General features: G+C 72.9%; 18 protein-coding genes and 1 pseudogene. 7 read left to right on the top strand and 12 right to left on the bottom strand.

All coding sequences use genetic code 11. The features are described from left to right. Window positions 1-5: 5 nt before the first annotated feature. Window positions 6-1,628 carry a carboxyl transferase domain-containing protein gene (locus DJ476_RS22930; RefSeq protein WP_103418306.1) on the bottom strand — a complete coding sequence of 541 codons (1,623 nt, stop codon included), beginning with the start codon at window positions 1,626-1,628 and terminating at the stop codon, window positions 6-8. 110 nt (window positions 1,629-1,738) lie between these two features. Between DJ476_RS22930 and DJ476_RS22935 the strand changes: the two genes are divergently transcribed. The 3 genes from DJ476_RS22935 (at window position 1,739) to DJ476_RS22945 (ending at window position 4,213) form a co-directional block, all read left to right on the top strand. Further along, on the top strand, window positions 1,739-2,374 hold the full coding sequence (locus tag DJ476_RS22935) for an SACE_7040 family transcriptional regulator (protein ID WP_093756302.1): 636 nt from the start codon (window positions 1,739-1,741) through the stop codon (window positions 2,372-2,374). 256 nt (window positions 2,375-2,630) lie between these two features. Further along, window positions 2,631-3,296: a GOLPH3/VPS74 family protein gene (locus tag DJ476_RS22940; protein WP_112491412.1), complete on the top strand. Its 666-nt coding sequence runs from the start codon at window positions 2,631-2,633 to the stop codon at window positions 3,294-3,296. A 293-nt stretch (window positions 3,297-3,589) separates the two neighbouring features. Further along, window positions 3,590-4,213, top strand: a complete 624-nt coding sequence (locus DJ476_RS22945; protein WP_112491413.1) for a TetR/AcrR family transcriptional regulator — start codon at window positions 3,590-3,592, stop codon at window positions 4,211-4,213. Between the two features lie 69 nt (window positions 4,214-4,282). On the opposite strand, the gene DJ476_RS22950 is transcribed toward DJ476_RS22945, so the two are convergent. The 3 genes from DJ476_RS22950 to DJ476_RS22960 form a co-directional block, all read right to left on the bottom strand. Then, window positions 4,283-6,469 carry a protein kinase domain-containing protein gene (locus tag DJ476_RS22950; RefSeq protein WP_112491414.1) on the bottom strand — a complete coding sequence of 729 codons (2,187 nt, stop codon included), beginning with the start codon at window positions 6,467-6,469 and terminating at the stop codon, window positions 4,283-4,285. Between the two features lie 133 nt (window positions 6,470-6,602). After that, window positions 6,603-9,596 carry an acyltransferase family protein gene (locus DJ476_RS22955; RefSeq protein WP_112491415.1) on the bottom strand — a complete coding sequence of 998 codons (2,994 nt, stop codon included), beginning with the start codon at window positions 9,594-9,596 and terminating at the stop codon, window positions 6,603-6,605. A gap of 39 nt (window positions 9,597-9,635) precedes the next feature. Next, a complete protein-coding gene (locus tag DJ476_RS22960) occupies window positions 9,636-11,381 on the bottom strand; it encodes a glycosyltransferase family 2 protein (RefSeq protein ID WP_112491416.1) in 1,746 nt (581 codons plus the stop codon). Between the two features lie 340 nt (window positions 11,382-11,721). Between DJ476_RS22960 and DJ476_RS22965 the strand changes: the two genes are divergently transcribed. After that, a complete protein-coding gene (locus DJ476_RS22965; protein WP_103418271.1) occupies window positions 11,722-12,543 on the top strand; it encodes a phosphatase in 822 nt (273 codons plus the stop codon). A gap of 17 nt (window positions 12,544-12,560) precedes the next feature. Here the strand turns inward: DJ476_RS22965 and DJ476_RS22970 are convergent, their stop codons facing one another. From DJ476_RS22970 to DJ476_RS22985, 4 genes are all read right to left on the bottom strand, one after another. Further along, entirely contained in the window at window positions 12,561-13,535 is a 975-nt protein-coding gene (locus DJ476_RS22970) for a cation diffusion facilitator family transporter (RefSeq protein ID WP_181006524.1), read from the bottom strand. A gap of 63 nt (window positions 13,536-13,598) precedes the next feature. Next, the gene (locus DJ476_RS22975; protein WP_103418273.1) at window positions 13,599-14,474 is read right to left on the bottom strand and encodes an acyl-CoA thioesterase; all 876 of its coding nucleotides are present in this window, start codon (window positions 14,472-14,474) and stop codon (window positions 13,599-13,601) included. A 40-nt stretch (window positions 14,475-14,514) separates the two neighbouring features. Beyond that, window positions 14,515-15,672: an acyl-CoA dehydrogenase family protein gene (locus DJ476_RS22980; RefSeq protein WP_103418274.1), complete on the bottom strand. Its 1,158-nt coding sequence runs from the start codon at window positions 15,670-15,672 to the stop codon at window positions 14,515-14,517. Between the two features lie 192 nt (window positions 15,673-15,864). Continuing rightward, on the bottom strand, window positions 15,865-16,389 hold the full coding sequence (locus DJ476_RS22985; RefSeq protein WP_167480399.1) for a MarR family winged helix-turn-helix transcriptional regulator: 525 nt from the start codon (window positions 16,387-16,389) through the stop codon (window positions 15,865-15,867). Between the two features lie 295 nt (window positions 16,390-16,684). Between DJ476_RS22985 and DJ476_RS22990 the strand changes: the two genes are divergently transcribed. Then, the gene (locus DJ476_RS22990; RefSeq protein WP_019764054.1) at window positions 16,685-17,038 is read left to right on the top strand and encodes a PRC-barrel domain-containing protein; all 354 of its coding nucleotides are present in this window, start codon (window positions 16,685-16,687) and stop codon (window positions 17,036-17,038) included. Between the two features lie 120 nt (window positions 17,039-17,158). On the opposite strand, the gene DJ476_RS22995 is transcribed toward DJ476_RS22990, so the two are convergent. Continuing rightward, entirely contained in the window at window positions 17,159-17,656 is a 498-nt protein-coding gene (locus tag DJ476_RS22995) for a hypothetical protein (protein WP_112491418.1), read from the bottom strand. After that, complete coding sequence (locus DJ476_RS23000) at window positions 17,653-17,976, bottom strand: hypothetical protein (RefSeq protein WP_112491419.1); 324 nt, start codon at window positions 17,974-17,976, stop codon at window positions 17,653-17,655. The genes DJ476_RS22995 and DJ476_RS23000 overlap by 4 nt, the downstream gene beginning before the upstream one ends. Window positions 17,977-18,282: 306 nt before the next feature. Here DJ476_RS23000 and DJ476_RS23005 point away from each other — a divergent pair, with 306 nt between their 5' ends. After that, on the top strand, window positions 18,283-19,398 hold the full coding sequence (locus DJ476_RS23005; RefSeq protein ID WP_112491420.1) for a helix-turn-helix domain-containing protein: 1,116 nt from the start codon (window positions 18,283-18,285) through the stop codon (window positions 19,396-19,398). Between the two features lie 114 nt (window positions 19,399-19,512). Here the strand turns inward: DJ476_RS23005 and DJ476_RS36095 are convergent, their stop codons facing one another. Both DJ476_RS36095 and DJ476_RS35730 read right to left on the bottom strand, forming a co-directional pair. Next, complete coding sequence (locus tag DJ476_RS36095) at window positions 19,513-20,169, bottom strand: peptidoglycan-binding domain-containing protein (RefSeq protein WP_382233003.1); 657 nt, start codon at window positions 20,167-20,169, stop codon at window positions 19,513-19,515. Continuing rightward, window positions 20,155-20,922: pseudogene (locus tag DJ476_RS35730) on the bottom strand (peptidoglycan-binding domain-containing protein); the annotation flags it as partial. The pseudogene DJ476_RS35730 and the gene DJ476_RS36095, both read right to left, overlap by 15 nt. Between DJ476_RS35730 and DJ476_RS23015 the strand changes: the two are divergent. Next, entirely contained in the window at window positions 20,882-21,274 is a 393-nt protein-coding gene (locus DJ476_RS23015) for a hypothetical protein (RefSeq protein WP_103418280.1), read from the top strand. The pseudogene DJ476_RS35730 and the gene DJ476_RS23015 overlap by 41 nt on opposite strands. The last annotated feature ends 44 nt before the right edge of the window (window positions 21,275-21,318 follow it).

Genomic DNA, 21,318 nt, shown 5'->3' on the forward strand with positions numbered 1-21,318 from the left:
GTTCCTCACATCCGGAAGACGCCGAAGCCGGGCCCGGCCGGGTCCTTCTCGGGCAGCGGGGCGTTGGCGCAGGCGGTCAGGGCGAGGCCGAGGACCTGGCGGGTGTCCACGGGGTCGATCACACCGTCGTCCCAGAGCCGGGCGGTGGCGTAGTACGCGTTGCCCTGGGTCTCGTACTGGGCGCGGATCGGGGCCTTGAACGTCTCCTCGTCCTCGGCGCTCCACTCGTCGCCCAACTGGTCGCGCTTGACGGTGGCCAGGACCGAGGCCGCCTGCTCGCCGCCCATGACGGAGATCTTGGCGTTGGGCCACATCCACAGGAAGCGGGGTCCGTAGGCCCGGCCGCACATCGAGTAGTTGCCCGCGCCGTACGAACCGCCGACCACGACCGTCAGCTTCGGGACGCGGGTGGTGGCGACCGCCGTGACCATCTTGGCGCCGTGCTTGGCGATGCCGCCGTGCTCGTAGTCCTTGCCGACCATGAAGCCGGAGATGTTCTGGAGGAAGACGAGCGGGATGCCGCGCTGGTCGCACAGCTCGATGAAGTGCGCGCCCTTCTGGGCCGACTCCGCGAACAGGATGCCGTTGTTCGCGACGATCCCGACCGGGTGGCCGTGGATCCGGGCGAAGCCGGTGATCAGTGTCTGCCCGTACTCCGCCTTGAACTCCTGGAAGCGGGAGCCGTCCACCACCCGGGCGATCACCTCGCGTACGTCGTAGGGGGTACGGGAGTCCACGGGCACCGCCCCGTACAGCCCCGCCGGGTCCACCTTCGGCTCCTCGGCCGGCTCGACCGACCAGGGGAGCGGGGCACGGCCCGGGAGGGTGGCGACGATGTTGCGGACGATGCGGAGGGCGTGCGCGTCGTCCTCCGCGAGGTGGTCGGTGACGCCGGAGATCCGGGAGTGGACCTCGCCGCCGCCCAGCTCCTCCGCCGTCACGACCTCACCGGTCGCGGCCTTCACCAGCGGCGGGCCGCCGAGGAAGATCGTGCCCTGGTTCCGGACGATGACCGCCTCGTCGCTCATCGCCGGGACGTACGCCCCGCCCGCCGTGCAGGAGCCCAGCACCGCAGCGATCTGCGGGATCCCGGCCGCCGACATCCGGGCCTGGTTGTAGAAGATCCGCCCGAAGTGGTCCCGGTCGGGGAACACCTCGTCCTGCATCGGCAGGAAGGCACCGCCCGAGTCGACCAGGTAGAGGCAGGGGAGACGATTCTCCAGGGCCACTTCCTGGGCGCGCAGGTGCTTCTTCACAGTCATCGGGTAGTACGTGCCGCCCTTGACGGTCGCGTCATTGGCGACGATCACGCACTCCCGGCCCGAGACCCGCCCGATCCCCGCGATCACCCCGGCGGCCGGGGCCTGGTCCCCGTACATCCCGTCGGCCGCCAGGGGGGCCAGCTCCAGGAACGGCGAACCCGGGTCCAGGAGGGTGTCCACCCGGTCCCGGGGCAGCAGCTTGCCGCGCGCCTCGTGGCGGGCCCGGGCCTTCTCACCCCCGCCCAGCCGCGCCGTGGCGAGGCGCCCCGCCAGCTCGTCGGAGAGCGCCTGATGCGCCGCCTCGTTGGCCTGCCAGGCCTCCGAGGCGGGATCGGCCGCGCTCGCCAGGACCGGTGCCTGCTGCATCGTGTCGAGCCCCCTTGCCCGTACCGCGATCATCTGCGCTCCGTTAATGAGCGTTAACGCATTTCCCTCAGGTTAACGAGCGCTAACGACCCTGTCTAGAATGAATCCTCATGAGCACCCATGCCGCCGCCCGCGTCGCGGCCCCCACCCGCCGCGAGCAGATCCTGCGGGAGGCCGCGCGCCTCTTCGCCGAGCGCGGCTTCCACGGTGTCGGCGTTGACGAGATAGGCGCGGCGGTCGGGATCAGCGGCCCCGGCCTCTACCGCCACTTCCCCGGCAAGGACGCGATGCTCGCCGAACTGCTGGTCGGGATCAGCGAGCGGCTCCTCGAGGGCGGCCGTCTGCGGGTGTCGGAGGACGCGGCCCGGGGTGACGGCTCCCCGGAGGCGCTCCTGGACGCGCTCATCGAGGGCCACATCGACTTCGCCCTCGACGACCGCCCCCTCATCACCCTCCACGACCGCGAGCTGGACCGGCTGCGCGACACGGACCGCAAGCGGGTGCGGCGGCTCCAGCGGGAGTACGTGGAGGTCTGGGTCGGCGTCGTCCGCGCCCTCTACCCCGCCCTCGCCGAGAACGAGGCCCGCGTCACCGTGCACGCCGTCTTCGGCCTGCTGAACTCCACCCCGCACCTGGCCCGGCCGGAGTCCCGCCCCGACGCCCGCCCCGGCCGCGAGGCCACCGCCGCGCTGCTGCACCGGCTGGCGCGCGGCGCCTTCGCGGCGGCGGCCGCGGAACCGGCCTGAGCGGGAGACATCCGGCTTGAGCGGGCGGCGCCCGGCCCGAGGGGGAGACGCCCTGCCCGAGGGGGAGACGCCCTGCCCGAGGGGGAGACGCCCTGCCCGAGGGGGAGACGCCCTGCCCGAGCGGGGGCCGACGGCCCGTGCACCCCGTCTGAGCAGGAGTTTCACCCGGCGGGCAACCCTGGGCCGGTTCTTCACGTCTGTCCGGTCAGAACGAAGAGAGTGACAGAGAGTGAAGAGAGCACGGGGGAGTTCCGCCATGGCCGTCTCGCTGGGCGAAGAGATCATGCTGCTGTCGCTGGACGACACGACCGGCGCGGCGAAGGGGGAGTCGGCGGCCCGCTGGGGCGTGGCGGCCGGGATGCTCCTGGAGCTGGTGATGGCGGGCCGCGTCACGGTGAAGGGCGGCCGCGTCGAGGTCTTCGACCCGACGCCCACCGGTGACCCCCTCCTGGACGGGCGGCTCGACCGGCTGGTCCGCTGGGTCCACGGGGCCTCCAGCAGCCGCAAGGTGGTCGACTGGCTGACCCGGGAGCATGTGAAGGGCTCCCAGGACGTCGTCGACAGCCTCTGCGCCCGCGGCCTGGTGACCGAGGAGCGGCACCGGGCCCTCGGTCTCTTCCCCGTACGCCGCTATCCGGAGGCCGACGGGTCCGTCGAGCGGGAGCTGCGGGCGCGGCTCGCCGCGGTGGTGCTGCACGGGGCGGTGCCGGACGCCCGGACGAGCGCCCTGGTCGCCCTGGTGCACGCCACGGGGATGCACCCGCAGACCTTCCCCGGGCTGCCGAAGAAGCAGGTGGCCCCGCGCATGGCGGAGATCTCCGACGGCCACTGGGCGGGTGTGAGCGTGCGGGAGGCCATCCGCAACCTCCAGGCCGCGATCTCCACGGTGACCGTGGTGACGGTGCTCTCCGTGGTGCCGTGAGCTGCCGTCGGCCACGTGCGTGAACTGCCCCTGAGTAGAAGAGAATTCTAGAAAATCATTCGACTCCGCGCCGTGCGTGGGGTGATACTTCCGGTACGACGGCGCGCGCGGGTCCCCGGGCAACGGGGGAGGGACCCGCGCGTGGCCGATCTCTCCGCACGGCCTGCCGCGCGCAGCCGAAGGACCGCCGGAAGCCCTGGTCAGAGGCCCCGACCGCCGAGGTCCGGGGAAGGGGCGCCTGCGCTAGGCTCGCCGTCATGAACGTGACGGCTCCCGAGCACGACTCCTGATGCATGACTCCTAAGCAGCAGCGCGGCGAGGCCACCGTCGACCGCCTCCTGACCACGGCCCTCCAGGTGCACACCAGTTGCGGCCGCCAGGGCTTCACGGTGAACGCGGTCACGGCGGCCAGCGGGGTCAGCCTGGGAAGCCTCTACCACCACTTCGGCAGCTTCGACGGGCTCGCCGCCCAGCTCTACCTCCGCTGCATGGGGCAGTTGTGCGACGAGGTGTTCGCGGGGCTGACCCGTACGCGTACGGTACGGGCCGGCGTACGGGCCATCGTCCAGCACTACTTGAGGTTCACCGAGGAACACCGCGACATCGCCCTCTTCCTCCACGCCTCCGCGTACTCCGGCCATCTCACCGCCCACGCCCAGGAGATCCGCTCGTTCAAGGAGACCAAGTTCGCGGCGATCGCCGACTGGCTGCGCCCGCACGTCGCGTCCGGCGCGGTGCTGCCGCTGCCCACCCCGATGCTCGAAGTGCTGGTGATGGGCCCGGTGGAGGAGACCGCCCGCCGCTGGCTCTCCAGCACGTACGACATCGACCTCCGGCAGGCCGCCCGCATCCTCCCGGACCGGATCTGGGCCTCCCTCCGCCCGCTCCCGGACGGGGCGGAGCCCGAACCGGTCTGACGCACGGCGGTGAGCGCCGACCTGGCGCGGTCCTGCACGCGCCGGATCACACCGGTCCGCCACCCCTCCTCAGCTGGGCCCGGCGGAGCGGATGTCCTGGAGTTCCGTCAGCCGCCGCACCACGGCGATGGACAGGGCGACGCCCGGAATGCACAGCAGGTTCAGGAACGTGCCCCAGTGGACGGCCGACAGCATCCGGTCGAAGTGGATCGCGTTCGGATAGTCGACCGCGCCCCGCATCACATCGGGGAGGAAGTAGACGACGGATGCGCTGACCGAGAAGACGATCCCCCACCCCCACCACAGGCCGAGCAACCGCCGCCCCGGCCACCGCCGGGTCGTCTGCCAGCCCCACTCGTCGGGCCTGCCGCGGTGCCGCTCCTGGAGCGAGGCGTACCAGATGTCGAAGGTGATCTTCCCCGGGATGATCCAGCCGGCTACCGGGATGAACCAGCTGCCGATCGCCATGCCGGGGGAGTAGCGGTGCTCGCGCGGCGCGAAGGCCTCCGCGTTGATCCGTACGCGCCAGAACCAGACCAGGGTGGTGACGCCTGCCGCGACCGCCAGCAGGCTGTCGACCAGGATCAGGGTGTCCGCCTTCCCGACCAGCGTCTCGACATCGGTCCACAGGGCGAAGTCCGCCTTCTTCCAGTCACCGATCTCGCCCGCGAAGCCGAGGTGCATCACGACGGCCACGCACTTGAAGGCGATGTAGACCCCGTAGAGCCACGACAGCGCGATGGCCAGACTCTCCGGCGACCGGAACACCGCCCGCTGCGCCGACCAGGCCGGGTTCGGGGCCGGGGCCGGGCGTGGTGGCGTGGCGGGGGACGGCTCCTGACGTACGTAGTGGGGTCGGGCGGGGTCCGCCGGTGCGGGGGCCGGTTCCGGGGCCCGGGCGGGGGGTGCCGCCGCGGGCCGCTCCGGTGGCGTCGGCGGTGGTACGGACCCGGGTGGGCGCGGGGCCGCCTGCGGGGCGGGGCCCGGCGCCGCGGCGATCGTCGGTACGTACGCGAGCGGGGCGGACGGCGGCGGTGGCGGCGAGACGGGCTGGCGGTGGCCCGGGACGGGCGGGGCCCAGGGGGTGTGCCCGGCGGCGGGCGGGGCTGAAGGGGCGCTCCCAGCGGCGGCCGAGGCGGCGGGCGGCTCCGACGGGCTGCCCGCACCCGCACCCGCACCCGAGCCCGCACCCGAGCCCGCGCCCGATCCCGCAGCCGGACCCGGACCCACTGGTTCCGGCGTGCTTCCCGCGGCCTCCCCACCGGCCCCGCCCGGTCGCCACTCGCCCTGGGCCGCCGCCCGGCCGGAGATCCGCGCGACCTCAGCGAGGGCACGGGCGGGCAGCCAGGGGTCGGCGAAGGCGGCCCCGGCACCAGCCCCGGTGCTGCCGGCCCCGTTCCCATCGCCGTCCCCATCGCCGTCGAGCAGCGCTGCGTACGGGGCCAGCCGGGAGGCCAGGGCGGGGGCGTCGGGGCGGTCGGCGGGGTCCTTGGCCAGGCACTCCGCGACGAGGGGGCGCAGTTCGTCGGGGACGTCGTCCAGGGCGGGGGAGTCCTGGACGACGGCGTACATCAGCGCGTGCTGGTTGGTGGAGTCCGGTACGGGGAAGGGCAGCCGCCCGGTGGCCGCGAACACCAGGACGCCGCCCAGCCCGAAGACATCGCTCGCGGGCGTGAGGGCGCGGCCGAGCACCTGCTCGGGCGACATATAGCCCGGTGACCCCACGGACGCGCCGGTGCGGGTGAGCCCGCCGCCGGTCGAGGCGTCGACGAGCTTGGCCACCCCGAAGTCGATGAGCCGGGGCCCCTCGACGGTGAGCAGGATGTTCGACGGCTTCACATCGCGGTGCACCAGCCCCGCCGCGTGCACCGCCTCCAGGGCCCGGGCGAGCCCGGCCGCGAGGGCTCCGGCGGAGGCGGCGGGCAGCGGGCCCTGCGTGGCCACCAGCCGCTGGAGCGGCAGGCCGGGGACGAACTCGGTCGCCACCCAAGGCCGTTGGCCGTCCGCCCCGGGCTCCGCGGCGACGACCTGGGCGATGCCCCCGGCCCGTACGAGACTCGCGGCCTCGATCTCGCGGGCGAAGCGCACCCGGAAGTCGGGGTCCTCGGTGAAGCCGTACCGGATGGACTTCAGGGCGACCCGCTCACCCCCGCCGCCCACCGCGAGGTACACCGTCCCCATGCCGCCCTCGCCCAGCCGGGCCAGCAGCCGGTACGGCCCTATCCGGGCGGGATCCGCCTGATCCAGCGGCCACATGTTCGGTCCTCCCCCGTGAAACCTGGCGTCCGGCGCCTGCGCACCGCCGGTCGAAGCCGATCTTGCGATCGTGGCAGTAGCCTGCCCGACACGGGAGCGTGTGCGCCAGTCCACGGCCTCCGGGGGTCTGCGCTCAGCCCTCCCTGGTCCGTACGGTGACGTGGTCGACCCGCATCGGACGGCCCGGCTCGGTGGCGGGACCCGCCGTCGCCCCGTCCGCCAGCGGGAGTGCACCGCCGATCGCCACGTTGAGGATCAGGAACACCCCGTGGTCCACAGTCTGTTGCCAGGTCCGCCGGTCCATCTGCTCCGCCCGCACCCGGAAGTACACGCGGTCGTCCAGATACCAGCGGACCTCGTCCGCGCCGAGGTCGACCTCCACGGCGTACGTATGGAACTCCGTACGGCAGGTCGCGCACGCCTGCGGACCCGAGGTCAGCCCCACGGGCTCCCGGCACGGGCCGCCCTCCAGCACCCCGCAGTGCATCGAACCGAACACGGAGTCACGGCCGTTGACGGACTCCATGATGTCCAGCTCGCCGACGCCCGGCCAGCCGGTGTACCCGTCGCGCAGCGAGGCGCCCAGGGTCCAGAACGCGGGCCAGTACCCCGCCGCCCCGGCCCCGGTCACCTCCGGCAGCGCGATCGACGCCTCGATCCGCAGCACCCCGCCGGGCGGCGGCGCGAAGTCGGACCGTACGGTCGTGATCCGCCCCGAACTCCACTGGTCCCCCTTCCTCGTGGGGACGATCTCCAGCACGCCCCGGCCGTCCAGGCGCACGTTCTCCGTGGAGTCGGTCATGGCCGTGATCTCGCCCGTCCCCCACTGCGGGGCCGGGCAGCCGGGGTAGCAGGTGCCGAGGTCGTACTGCCAGTGGGCGGGGGAGGGGCGGGTGCCCGCCGGGCCGTCGAAGTCGTCCCGCAGCAGTTCGGTCCAGCCATCAGGCCCGGGGACCGGGGCAGTTGTGGGCGTTGCGGTGGTGGGCAGTGCGCCCGCCTCCGTCAGCAGCCGCTCCAGGCGCGGGGTGAGCACGACGGCCGCCACATTGGTGAGGTGGGCGTCGTCGCGGTAGAGCAGGATGCGCTCCCGGACCGCCGGGCAGGTCGGGCCGTCGCCCGGGCAGAGGGCCGGGTTCACGCTGATGGTCCGCACGCCCGGCACCGCGCCCGACGCGATCCGGCGCGCCAGCGGATCGTCCCGGACCGCCTCCGCCCGGTCGAACGCGCAGGCGGCCGCGTCGGCCGGGGCGCCGGAGACACAGGCCGGGATGTCCGTGCCGGGGACCGGGGTGTCCTCGATGTAGACGATCGGGGCGCCGATCTTCCGCAGCGGCCCGAGCGTCTTCTCCCAGGCGGCGGCGAGGAGTTCACGGTCGGTGGTGTACCGGTTGAGCGAGGCGATCACGATGAGCCGGGGCTTCGGCCCCGTACGCAACCGGTCCAGGGCGTCGGCGCGCCAGGTGTCGCACTCCCGGTAGGCGCGCCCCAGTTGCGGGCTGTCCACCGTCAACTGCGGCAGCGGGCAGCCCTGCTTGACCAACTCCTGGAGCGCCCAGCCGCGTTGGGCGGCCAGCGCCAGCATCGGGGAGAACCACTGGCCCGCGTGCGAGTCACCGAGCAGCACGATCCGGTCCGGGCTGTCCACCGCCCCGAACAGGCACTGCGGGCTGCGGGTCACCTCCGGGGCGACCTGGCAGTCCCGGTCAGGAGGGAAGTCCTTGCGGGCCTGCACCGGGTTCGGCACCACCGGACCGTCCGCCGCGGCACCCCCGAGCAGCGACGCGCCCGAAGCGGCCCCCGGCGGCAGCCCCTTGACGTCGACCGGGGTGGCGGGGCCCATCAGGTGCAGCGTCGCCGTGCCCACGACCAGGGCGAGCGCGACCGGCAGCACGATGGCGGAGACGCCCACCGCCAGTCCGCGCCGGGGGAGTTCGGAGACCGTACGGCTGCGGCGCAGCGGCTGCTCGACCCACCGCATGGTGGCGAGCGCGGGCAGGACGGCCACCAGCGTCCACGCCGTCCTCGCGGGCCAGCCGAGCGTGCCGAGCCGGGCCTCCGCCAGGACGAGCACCGGCCAGTGCCAGAGGTAGAGGGTGTAGGAGAGCCGTCCGATGGCCCGGGGCGCCCGTCCGGCGAGCAACCGGCCCACCCCGTAAGCACCTTGGGCGTCCCGCTCGCCCCGCCCCGGTATCGCGGCGAGGATCACGGCGGCGGTGGCCAGGGTCGGGACGAGCGCCGCCCAGCCGGGGTACGGCGTCGACGCGTCGTACGCCATCACGCACCAGCCGATCGCCACCGCCCCGCCCCAGCCGCACAGCAGCCGCAGCGGACGCGGCCCGCGCAGCAGATGCCAGGGCAGCAGCGCGAGCAGCGCCCCCACCCCGAACTGCCAGACGCGCGAGGGCGTTCCGAGGTACGCCAGCGAGGCCGAGTCCGCCGTCCAGTGCAGCGAGAGGACGAACGATCCGAGGACCAGCGCCCCGGTGACCACCGCCACGACCGCCCGCACGGCCCGCCCCCGCCGTACGGCACGGGTGGCGGAGAGGGCGGCCACCGCGAGCAGCGGGGCCCAGAACAGATAGAACTGCTCCTCCACGGCGAGCGACCAGAAGTGCAGCAGCGGGCTCTGGTCGTGCCCGGCCGCCAGATAGTCGGTCTGCTGGGAGACGAACCGCCAGTTGGCGACGGAGAGCGCCGCCGCGAGGACGTCGTACTCCAGGTCCGTGCGGCGCAGCGGTACGGTCAGCCAGGCTCCCGCCACCGCGACCGCCGCGAGCACCACGGCGGCCGAGGGCAGCAGTCGCCGGGCCCGGCGGGAGAAGAAGTCACCGAGCCGGATGCGGCCGGTGCTGATGGCCTCCCGGACCAGCAGCCCGGTGATCAGATAGCCGGAGATGACGAAGAAGACGTCCACCCCGATGAACCCGCCCGCCAGGCCCGGGATTTCGGCGTGGAAGGCGAGGACCGCGAGGACGGCGACCGCGCGCAGCCCCTCGATGTCGGGCCGGAACGCCGAGCGGTGCGGGCTCGGCCCGGACTCACCGCCCGTGCGGGCGGCGGGCGGTGCGGGCGGCGGCGGGGCGGCGGGGCGCTTCCGGCGGGGGCCGGGAGCGAGGAGGAAGGGCATGGTGGTGAGGCCTTTCGAGGCGGCTCGGTGCGGCGCGGCTCAGCTCGACCAGGGGAGCATCGGGTTGACCCACCCCGAGGCGAGCAGACCGGTGAGCAGGAGGAGGGCGGAGGCGGCGAGGGTTTCGGGCCAGCGGCGGGGCAGCACGCCGGAGGGGGAGGCGCGGAGCCGGTCGAGCAGGCCGCTCGCCCCCGGTCCGGTTCCCGCCGTCGTGCTCACCACCGCTCCCGCCGAGACCCCTGCCTTCGCCTCCGCGCCCGCTCCCGGTCGCAGCTCGGCCCACAGGTCCCGGATCAGCGGCACATTGATCTGGAGCTGCACCAACAGGTAGAGCAGCAGACCCCAGTTGGGCTCCCAGCCGTTACGGGCCACGGCCAGCGCCAGCCCGGCCGTCGCGGCCCCGTTGGAGAGGGCGAGCCAGACCAGCGAGACGCCCACCACCCGGCGGGCCATCGACCCCGAACTCCCCCTGGAGCGCACCCCCGTGGGCACCCACGCGGCGCTGCGGCCCCGCAGGGTGTGCCAGAACGCGGTGGCGGCGGCCACGCTGGTCAGGACGTTGGCCCGGATCACCTCGACGCGCCAGCGGGTCCGGCTGATCCGGGGCAGCAGCACATGCCAGAGCCAGAGCGGGGCGAGCAGCGGCAGCACGTGCCAGGGTCGGATGTGGTCCGGGTACCAGAACATCATCACCAGCGGCGGCAGCGGCGCGGCGAAGGTGTTCACGGCGGTGGTGAGGTAGCCGACCACACCTTCGTAGAAGCAGAGCCGCATCCGCCAGGGCGCCCGCATCCGCTTCAGGACCGGCGTCCCGAGGAGGTGGAGGTTGCCCATCGCCCACCGGTACTGCTGGTTGACGTAGGAGGTCAGCTCGTCGGGCGAGGTGCCCTTGGCGACCAGGACGGGGACGTACAGGGTGCGGAACCCCTGCTCGTGCAGGGCGAGCCCGGTGTACAGGTCCTCGCTGTGGTCGAGCCGGGCGAAGCCGCCCGCCAGGTCGATCGCGGTGCGCCGGTAGACGGCGTTGGAGCCGCAGCAGATGGCGGCGTCACTGGCGTCCCGGGACGGCTGGATCCACCGGAAGAACCACTCCTGGGCCGAGCCGGCGGCGCGCTGGATCCACCCCATCGTGCCGTCGGTGTCGAAGCACTGGGGGCTCTGCACGATGCCGACGGCGGGGTCCGCGAGATACGGGACGAGGTGGCGCAGGAAGTCCGGGCGGGGCGCGAAGTCCGCGTCCAGGATCGCGATGTACTCCGAACTGCTCAGCGTCAGCGCGTGGTTGAGGTTGCCCGCCTTCTTCAGGTGGCCCCGGTCGGGGCGGACGACGTAGGTGTAGCCGTATCGGGCGGCCAGCTCCGCGACCTCCGGCCGGTCGCCGTCGTCCAGCACCCAGACGGTCAGCGCGCCGGGCCAGTCCACGGCGGCGACCGCGCGGTAGGCGTTGGCGAGGACGGGAAGCGGTTCGCCGCAGGTCGGCAGGTACAGGTCCACGGTGGGGAGTTCGGCGGGCGCCCAGGCGTGGACGAGCACCTCGTGCGAGGCCCGGGTGAGCCGCCGCTGACGCAGGCCGTTGACCGAGGAGAGCGCCAGCGCCACGACGTTGAGGGCGAGAACCGCGAGGAACGCCCAGAGAGCCGGGGTCCGTAACGCGAAGGCGAACATGGTGGCCGCCGTGAAGACGAAGGCCAGCGAGCTGCTCACCAGCACCCAGCGGCGCTGTGGCCCGAAGTACCAGTACAGCTCGTCGTCGGACGGAGGTTGCGGAAGGTGATGCACGGTCATATAGCCCCCCACGGCTGCGTATGTACCCGTTTCAGGTGGCCCACCCTACTGCCAAAGGTATAGACCACTTGCGCGAGACCGAGGCGACGGACGGGAATGAGACAGCGGATTGGCGTATCTCAATTGGTCCAGACCTCTGGGTGTTCCCATTCGAACCGCCCCGCCGTCCGGCGGGGGAAGGGCCAGGTCACGCGCGGGTGAACAGTCCCGGAAGAGTTTCCGGGAGAGCCCCCGGAGGAGTTACGGGCCCCGGTGGGCGGGGTACGGCCGGACCCCGGCGGAGGTGTCCGACGTACGGGACACCGGGCACACCCCGCACCCCGGACGGCACAATGGGCGCATGCCGATACCCAGCCGCGCCGCCCTCGTCGACCACCTCGTCCGTACGCGTATCGCGGGGGACGTGGCCACGCCTCGCGACAACAACCTCTCCCACTACCGCAAGCTCGCCAACGGTGACCGTCACTACTGGCTGGGCCTGGAGCTGGGCGACCGCTGGACCGACGAGCAGGACGTGCTCGCGGTGATGGCCGAGCGGTGCGGGGTGAACGACGACCCCGCGCACCGGGCGGGCCAGGACACCATCGACCCCGAGCTGACGGTCGACGCCCTGGAGCGGATGGCGGCCCGCCTGCGCAAGGCCGCCGACGGCCGGGAGCGGGTCCTCTTCGCCACCGGCCACCCCGGCGGCCTGCTGGACGTGCACCGGCGGACGGCGGACGCGCTGCGCCGCGCGGGCTGCGAGATCGTCCGCATCCCGTCGGGGCTGATCGCGGACGAGGGGCTCGTCGTCCAGTTCGCGGACGTCGCGATGCTGGAGCGCGGGGCCACCCTCTGGCACACCCACTCCCCGGCCCCGATGGCGGCCATCCTGGACGCCATGGCCCACCTGGACCGCCCGCTGCCCGACCTCGTCGTCGCGGACCACGGCTGGGCGGGATGCGCGGGCCAGCGCGGGGTGGACGCGATCGGGTACGCGGACTGCAACGACCCGGCCCTCTTCCTCGGCGAGTCGGAGGGCACCCTCCAGGTCACCGTCCCGCTGGACGACCACGTCACCGACCCGCGCTCCTACGACCCGATGACGGAGTACCTGCTGCACGCGGCGGGGCTGCTGGAGGACGACGACGCGCCGGTCCAGGAGCCCGAACCGGCCGCGTAAGGACCGGGAGGCCGCCTTCAGGGCGCGGGAGGCCGCCGCTGTCCGCGCCCCGGCGTCGGGTCCAGATACACCCGCCGCACCGAGGGGAACCGCTCCCGCAGCTGCGCCTCCGCCTCCTCGCAGGCCCACTCGACCTCCGCCGCCGTGGCCATGTCCCGGAAGTCGACCTTCGCGGCGATCATGATCTCGGCCGGTCCCTGGATGAGCGTGGTCAGCTCCAGTACGTCGACGATGTGGGGGACCGACCGCAGCTCCTCGCGCACCCCCGCCCGCATCGCCGCGGGCAGCGGGCGCCCGATGAGCAGCTGCGCGTTGGACCGGCCGAGCACCCAGGCCACGTACACCAGGAGCAGGCCGATCAGACAGGACGCGATCCCGTCCCAGACCCCGGACCCCGTCAGCTGCCCGCCGAGCAGCCCGCCCGCCGCCAGCAGCAGCCCGATCAGGGCCGCCGAGTCCTCCATGACGACGGCCTTCACCGCGGTGTCGGGGGTGTGGCGCAGGTAGTACGTGTCCGGCACCCGCAGCCGGGCCGCCTCGCGCCGCACCTGTCTGACGCCGGTGCGCAGGGAGAACCCCTCCAGCAGGAAGGCGATGCCGAGGACGACGTACGAGACGAGCGGGTTGCCCAGCTCCTCGCCCGCGACCAGCGTGTGCACCCCGTCGTAGACGGCGAAGACCGCGCCGCCGACGAAGGTGGCGATCGAGGCGAGCATGGCCCAGATGTACCGCTCGGGGCCGTAACCGAGCGGATGGTCCTCGTCGGCCGGCTTCCCGCTCCGCTTGAGCGCGGTGAGGAGCATGACCTCGGTGACGGTGTCCGCGACCGAGTGGGCCGCCTCGGAGAGCATCGCGCTCGATCCGCTGATCAGCCCGGCGACGGCCTTCGCCACGGCGATTCCGAGATTGGCGAGGGCCGCCACGACCACGGTGAAGGTGGACTCCTCGCCGTCTGCCTTCCCGTCCGCCCCGGTCGCCTGCGCATCGCTCATGGTGCGGAGTATGTCCGAAAGGCGACCTCGGGCGGTGCTCATCACGGGAGCGTCAGGCGGCGCTCATCCCCGGGGCACGCGGACGACACCCTCCTGGATGACGGTGATCGCGAGGCGCCCGTCGGCGGTGTAGATCCGGGCCTGGCCCAGCCCCCGCCCGCCGGAGGCCGACGGCGACTCCTGGTCGTACAGCAGCCATTCGTCCGCCCGGAACGGCCGGTGGAACCACATCGCGTGGTCCAGACTCGCCCCGACCACGTCCCCGACCGCCCAGCCGCCCCGCCCGTGGGCCAGGAGCACCGAGTCCAGCAGGGTCATGTCGGAGACGTACGTGGCCATGCAGACGTGCAGCAGCGGGTCGTCCGCCAGCTTGCCGTTGGTCCGGAACCAGACCTGCGAACGCGGCTCGCGCGCCTCGCCCACGGTCCCGAACGGCGGCTCGTCCACGTACCGCAGATCGACGGCGGCCCGCGCCTCGCTCAGCCGGTCCGCCATCCCCGGGTCCGCGAAGAGGTGCGCGTACCGGGGCAGCATCTCGGCGGCCGTGGGCAGGGTCTCCGGATCGGGCGAGGCGGGCATGTCCGCCTGGTGCTCCAGCCCCTCCTCGTGACTCTGGAAGGAGGCCGAGAGGTGGAAGATCGGCTGCCCGTGCTGGACGGCGACGACCCGGCGGGTGGTGAAGGACTTCCCGTCGCGGATGCGGTCCACGGTGTAGACGATGGGCGCGCCCGGATCGCCCGCGCGCAGGAAGTACGCGTGCAGGGAATGGGCACCCCGGTCTGCCGGGACCGTCCGGCCCGCGGCGACCAGCGCCTGGGCCGCGACCTGCCCGCCGAACACCCGGGGCACGACCGCACTGCGGCTCGTGCCCCGGAAGATGTCCCGCTCGATCCGCTCCAGGTCGAGCAGATCGAGCAGGGAATCGAGTGCTGCGCTCATGGAGAGAACGCCGTCCTTGCCGAACCGGTTTCCGGAGCGTTCACAGCCCCATCGACTTGGCGATGATCGACTTCATGACCTCGCTGGTGCCGCCGTAGATGCGGTTGACGCGGTTGTCCGCGTACAGGCGGGCGATCGGGTACTCGTTCATGAAGCCGTAGCCGCCGTGCAGCTGGAGGCAGCGGTCGATCACGCGGTGGGCGACCTCGGTGCAGAACAGCTTGGCGGAGGCGGCCTCGGCCGCCGTCAGCTCACCGGCGTCCAGCGCCTCCAGCGCGCGGTCCGCGACGGCCTGGGCCGCGTCCACCTCGGCCTGGCAGGCGGCCAGCTCGAACTTGGTGTTCTGGAAGGAGGCGACGGTCTTGCCGAAGACCGTGCGGTCCTGCACGTACTCCTTGGCGAACCGGACGGCGGCCGCGGCCTGGGCGTACGCGCCGAAGGCGATGCCCCAGCGCTCGGAGGCCAGGTTGGTGCCGAGGTAGCCGAAGCCCTTGTTCTCCTCGCCCATCAGGTCCTCGACCGGGACCTTGACGTCGACGAACGCCAGCTCGGCGGTGTCGGAGGTGCGCAGGCCCAGCTTGTCGAGCTTGCGGCCGACCGAGTACCCCTCGGACTTCGTGTCGACGGCGAAGAGGGAGATGCCGAAGCGGCGGTCGTCCTCGCGCGGGGCGGCGGTGCGGGCGCAGACGATGACGCGGTCGGCGTGGACACCACCGGTGATGAAGGTCTTCGCGCCGTTGAGGACGTAGTGCGTGCCGTCCTCGGAGAGCTTGGCGGTGGTCTTCATGCCCGCGACGTCGGAGCCGGTGCCCGGCTCGGTCATCGCGAGGGCCCACATCTCCTCACCGGTCGCGAACTTCGGCAGCCAGCGCTTCTTCTGCTCGTCGGTGGCGAGCATCTTGATGTACGGGAGACCGAGCAGCGTGTGCACGCCGGAGCCGCCGAAGGTGACGCCCGCGCGGGCGGTCTCCTCGTAGATCACGGCCTCGTACTTGTGCGAGTCGATGCCCGCGCCGCCGTACTCCTCGTCGACCTCGATGCCGAAGATGCCCAGCTCGCCCAGCTTGAGGTAGAAGTCGCGCGGCGCCTGGCCGGCGGCGAACCACTCGTCGTAGACCGGCACGACCTCGGCGGCGATGAAGGCGCGGATGGTCTCCCGGAACGCCTCGTGGTCCTCGTTGAATACCGTACGGCGCACGGGGTGCCTCCCTGGTCGGCTGGTGTGTCGGTCGCTCGCGCACGCTCACCGGGCATGGCTAAGCGCTTGCTCATTCTCCATCGAAGTTACCGGTCGGTCACGGAGCTGTCCAGGGTGATGCTGAGCACGCGTTCCGGCTCCCGCCGCGTCTCCGCGAGGGGAGCGGGGCCGGGCCCCCGGCGGCCGGGGCGGTCAGCCCGTCCGCCGCGCCGTCCCCTCGTCCGGAGGGTGCCCGGCCCCGGGCGCCGGTGTGTCCGCATGTACGTCGACGAGCGCGGCCCGGACGACCTCCACCGCCTCCATCAGCCGGGCCCGGGACGCCGGTGTCACCCGCGCCAGCACGGCCGCCAGCCGCTCCTCGCGCCGGGCCCGCAGCCGGTCGAGGTGGGCCCGCCCCTGGGCGGTCAGCCGCAGCTCGACCTCGCGCCGGCTGGCCGGGCTGGAGGACCGGCGTACGAAACCGAGGGCCTCCAGCCGGTCGCAGAGCCGGCTCACCGAGGAGGGGGCGGCGTCCAGCTCCGCCCCGAGCTGCCGCAGATTGATGCCCTCCCGGCGTTCGAGCACGTACATGACCCGGAGCTGCGGCGCGGAGACGGTGACGGGCAAGGCACCCGCCGGAACCCTCGCCCAGTAGACCTCCAGCAGCTCGATGACCCCGCGCATCGCCCTCGCCACGTCGCGGAGCCCGTGATCAGGCCCGGAACGCTCTACGCCCATGCTGGAACACCCTCGGTCGAGCTGAGCCCCGTCGTGCGCCCGTGGGCAGGGTCTTTCCCTAGCGTTGACGCCCCAGCCGATCCGAAACCCATGACTTTTCCGCACCGCTCCGGATGCCGCCGGGGGCGGGACCGGGGCGCGTTGCGCGGGTGCGTCGAATTCCCGCGAAATGGAGGGAAAAACGCACGAGTTCGCGGACATGGTGCGGAAGGCGCGGGGCACGAGGCTGGCAGCCGCCGCTCAGGACAGGGCGCGACGACACGGCATGTGCGATCTGCGATCGAAGGAGTTTTTCATGAGCGAGAACCTGTGGGGCTACCAGCCGGCCGTCGGCCACACCGTCGGCACCGACCTGATCGGTTACAAGGTCGAGGCGACCGACGGCAGCATCGGCAAGGTCGACAAGCACTCCGACGACGTCACGTCCTCGTATCTGGTGGTCGACACCGGCGTATGGATCTTCGGCAAGCACGTCCTGCTCCCGGCGGGCACGGTGAGCCGGATCGACGCCGACGACCGCAAGGTCTACATCGACCTCACGAAGGACCAGATCAAGGACGCCCCGGAGTTCGACAAGGACAAGCACATCGGCGACGCGGACTTCCACCGCACGACGGGGGAGTACTACGGTCGCCACCGCCGCGTCTGACCCGATCCGGCGACGGAGACGGCGCCGGGCGGGGCGGGGCGGAACAGAGCGGGGCGGGGCGGAACGCGGAGGTACGCGTTCCGCCCCGCCCCGCTTCCGGTTCGGGCGCCCGCCCCCGGTTCAGGCGCCCGGCCCCTGCTCCGTGCCCGGCGTACGTTCGTGATCGGCCAGGTCGACGAGGGCGAGGGCGGAGCGGTCCTGCCCGGGGGAGAGGCCCGTGGGGTTCTGGCCGGCCCTCAGGTCGTCCTCGTGGCGCTGCCGCTGCTCCTCCGCGTACGACCTGAGCGCGGCCCGCGCCTCGTCCGGGGAGCAGTCCAGCGCGGCGGCCACCTCGCTCCAGGTGGCCCCCAACTCCAGGGCGGCGTGGACGGTTCCGCCGCGGCGCCGCAGGACGGTACGGCGTACGGACTCGCTCAACGCCAGTTGCGTGAGGGCGTCGGCGGTGGCGCGGCCCGTGGGGCCGGTGGCCGCGGACGGCAGGTGCCGGAGGGTGAGGCGCCGCTCGGCCTCGCGGTACTTCTCCACCTGCCAGTCCAGCGGGGTCGTGGCCGTCACATCGCCGGGCCTGCGGACCGCCTTGCCCTGCCAGTGCCGGTACGCGTCGGTGCCGATGCTCATGACGCGGCCGCCTTCCGGCCCCCGCGCCCCCGGAAGACGATGGCGCCGACGGCGGCGATCGACGCCAGATGCGCACCGGCCCCCGCCAGCAGGAACCGCCAGGGCGACTCCCCGCGCCCGAAGGCGTCGAGCCCCAGCCCGGCCGCGGCCACCGCCGCCACGATCGGGCCCATCCACGGCAGCGCGTACATCGTCAGCGTGCCCGTCGTGGTGCAGCGGAAAGGGGTGGGCGTGGCCGAACCGCAGTCGTCGGTGGCGAAGACGGACGCGTACAGCACGCCCAGGTTCACGAGCAGCCCGAATCCGGCCAGGACGGCCACGGTGCGCAGACAGAGCAGCGGCCACTGCGTCGGCGTTCAGGCGAGAGCGCTCACATACGGCGTACCGGTGTTCATGGAGCCACGGTAGGAGCGGGGCGGGCTGCGGACATGAGTGTGCGTACTCAGTCACGGCAGTTACGGCGACACCACCTGCGGCCGACCGCCAACAGCCTTTTCTCCGGCGGCCGCTGAGGTTTTCGGCCGTCCAGTCTCGGACATGGATTCGACTGTGCCAAGGGTCTCGGACACCTTCACGATTTAAGGTGCCTTTACTTGGACCGTGAGTGCGTGGCAGGAAGGCACAGCATGACCTCGGAGCGTCGAAGAGTCGAAGCGGCGGCCCCGGAACTGTCGGCGGAACTCCGCAGACTGCGTGAACTCAACAGGCTGACTCTCGCCGCGCTGGCGAAGCGCACCAACTACAGCAAGTCGTCCTGGGAGCGGTATCTCAACGGCAAGGTGATCCCGCCCGAGTCCGCCGTGGTGGCCTTCGCACAGACCGTGGGCGTACGCCCCGACGAGCTGCTGATGCTCAGGAACCGGGCCGAGCGGGCGGAACGGGCCGAGCGCGAGCAGACGGGGGACGCACCGGTCAGAGGCCCGGCGGCGGCCGGGTCCGGGGGGCGGGTGACCGCCGGGCCGGACCGCGCGGCGGGCGGTGAAGTCGCCCCGGAGGCAGAGGGGTCGGGCGAGGCGGAGGTCGACGGCCACGCCGCCGGAACGTCCCTCGCGGCCTCGGTCTCCGTGCCCGTCCCCGCGCCGGCCTCCCTCCCGGCCACCGAGCCCGCCGCCGCGTCGGACCTCGCGTCGGCCCCGGCGCCGGAACCCGCGGCCGGGGGAAGCTCCGACGGCGGGGGACCGCCGAGCCCCCGGAAGGCGGTCGCCGGGCCGTGGCGCAAGGGCCTGGTCCTCGCGGGGATCGCGAGCGTGGGGGCGGCCGTCGGCCTGGCGGTGGGGATCCCGCTCGGTACGGACCGGGGGGAGAAGGAGCGGGCCGGAGCCACGGCGGGCGCCCTCGTGAGCGAGGAGCGGACGGCGGGCGGCCCCGGCTGCATCGGGACCGAGTGCCGGGCGAAGGACCCGCAGCGGCTGAACTGCCACATCGGCGTCTGGACGGCGGCCGTCGCCCAACGCGGGGACGCCTACCTGGAGTTGCGCTACAGCCCCGGCTGCCGGTCGGCCTGGGCGCGGCTCACCGAGGCGGGGGTGGGGGACACCGCGCGGGTCATGACCGAGCAGGGCGTGATCCAGGAGCGGTCGATCAGCTACGACGGGGACACGTACTCCATGATGGTCGAGGCGCCCTACCCGGCCGCGGTGAAGGCGTGCGCGGATCTCCGCGACGGGGAGAACTTCTGCACGGGCGTGGGCGGCGGGAAGCCCCTGCGCGAATCCGTCACCGACGAGAGCGAGCGGGGCTGATCCGCCTGCGACGGTGAGGGACCCGGTGGCCGCTGCCCGCAGCGGCCACCGGGTGCCGCCGATGTCTCCTCGGCGGACTCAGCTGACGGAACCTCAGTGAGCCCAGTGGCGGGCTCAGTTGTGGAACGTGACGTCCCAGTGGCTGCTCTCGCGCGCGTAGATGTTGCCCGAGGCGGACTTGTACTGGGTGGCGCCGTCACCCCGGTCGCCGATGCGGGTGAAGGTGCGGGTGATGTAGTTGCTGATGCAGGACTGCGGGCTGAAGTCGACCTTGTAGCCGTTCCAGTGGCTGTACGTGCCGCCGGCGTGGCCCGTCTCCGTACCCCCGGTGACCAGGATCGCGCAGCCGCTGGCGCGCTTGAGGGCGACGGTGCCCTCGGCGGTGGTCCGGCGCATCTGCTCGAAGGAGGTGCAGGTGCTGACGTTGCGGTTCGAGCAGTTGCCGGTCGAGGTCCAGGTGATGCCCGCGCCGCTGAACATCGAGGAGACCTGGGCGTGCGTCAGCTTGGTGGAACCGCCGCCTCCGCCCCCGCCGGAGCCCGAGCCGGAGACCAGCGCCCGCCAGGTGTCGGGGCCGACGATCCCGTCCGCGCTCAGCCCCTTGCTCTGCTGGAACTTCTTGGCGGCGGAGGCCGTACCGGACCCGAAGGCTCCGTCCACGGCCAGGCCGTGACCGTACCGGTTGAGCTGCACCTGCGCCGCCTTCACCGCGCTGCCGTTCGAGCCGGAGGAGACCGTGACGATCAGCTTGGACCAGGTGTCGGGGCCCACGACGCCGTCGGCGGTGAGGCTCTGGGAGCGCTGGAAGCTCTTCACCTTGTCGGCGGTGCCGCTGCCGAAGATCCCGTCGGCCGCGGTGGCGTGGTTCCGGGCGGTGAGGAGGTGCTGGATGGTGGTGACATTGGCGCCGGTGCTGCCGCTGCCCACCACGGGCCAGCTCGCGGCCTGGGCGGCGGGGGCGCTCAGGAGGGTCGCGAGCACCGCTGCCAGGACCGTGGCGAGCAGGGCGGGGAGACGTCTCATGCGGATGTGTCCTTCGTTTCCTTCGGGCGGACTTCCTTGACGCACAACAGTCTTGACCGGCCCGGCGGCCGATCCGCCGGCTCCTGGGAGAACCGGGGACAGCCGGGGACGGGCCGTGCTCCGGGACGTCTCTGACCTGCACGGACCCGGCCGGGGCGGGGCCGGGGCGGGGACGTGCGAGGGACGGGTACGGGACGGGGCCCGGCGGCCGGGAGACGCCGCGAGGGCGTCCCCGTACGGGCGGGACGCCGCGGAGGTGTCCCCGTACGGACAGGGACGTCCCAGCCCGTCCCACGTACCGGAGGGAAACCGCAGCTCACGGCGGCGGCCGTCCCGACTTCTCCCGCATGCGACGGGATTCCTGGCTCTCCCGCGCCAGGGACGGCGACGCTCCTGGCACCGCCCGTCCTCCCGTACCCGCTGATCACGGCGTTCCGGACCACCAGCCCCAGGAAGAGACATGAAGAAGAGCAGGATCCTCGTCCCCGCCGCTGCGGCCATGGCCGCCGTGATCGGATTCGCCGGCCCCGCCCAGGCGGCCACCGCCTCCGTCTCGGGCACGGTGAAGTCGACGACCACGTACTACTCGACGGCCCGCACGATCTCGGTCGGCGGTTCGAACATCTACCTGAAGATCAACGCGCGCTCCGTCGACATGAAGGTCTTCTGGTACAAGTGCAGCGACCGCAGCGTGCGCGGCCAGTCCGTCCACTTCGCGGCCCACGACACCGGCCGCAAGCGGCTCGGCACCAACTTCGCGGCCGGCACCTCCTTCTGCCTGGGCGCCGCGGCCGACATCGGTGAGGGCTCCCGTACCTGGAGCGGCAAGCTCGACTGGAACGTCTCCTCCTGACCCACGGGAGAGCCGCCGGGCCCGCCACGGGGGAGCGGGCCCGG

The organism is Streptomyces bacillaris (genome assembly GCF_003268675.1).
In the GTDB taxonomy this organism is placed as follows: Bacteria; Actinomycetota; Actinomycetes; order Streptomycetales; family Streptomycetaceae; genus Streptomyces; species Streptomyces bacillaris.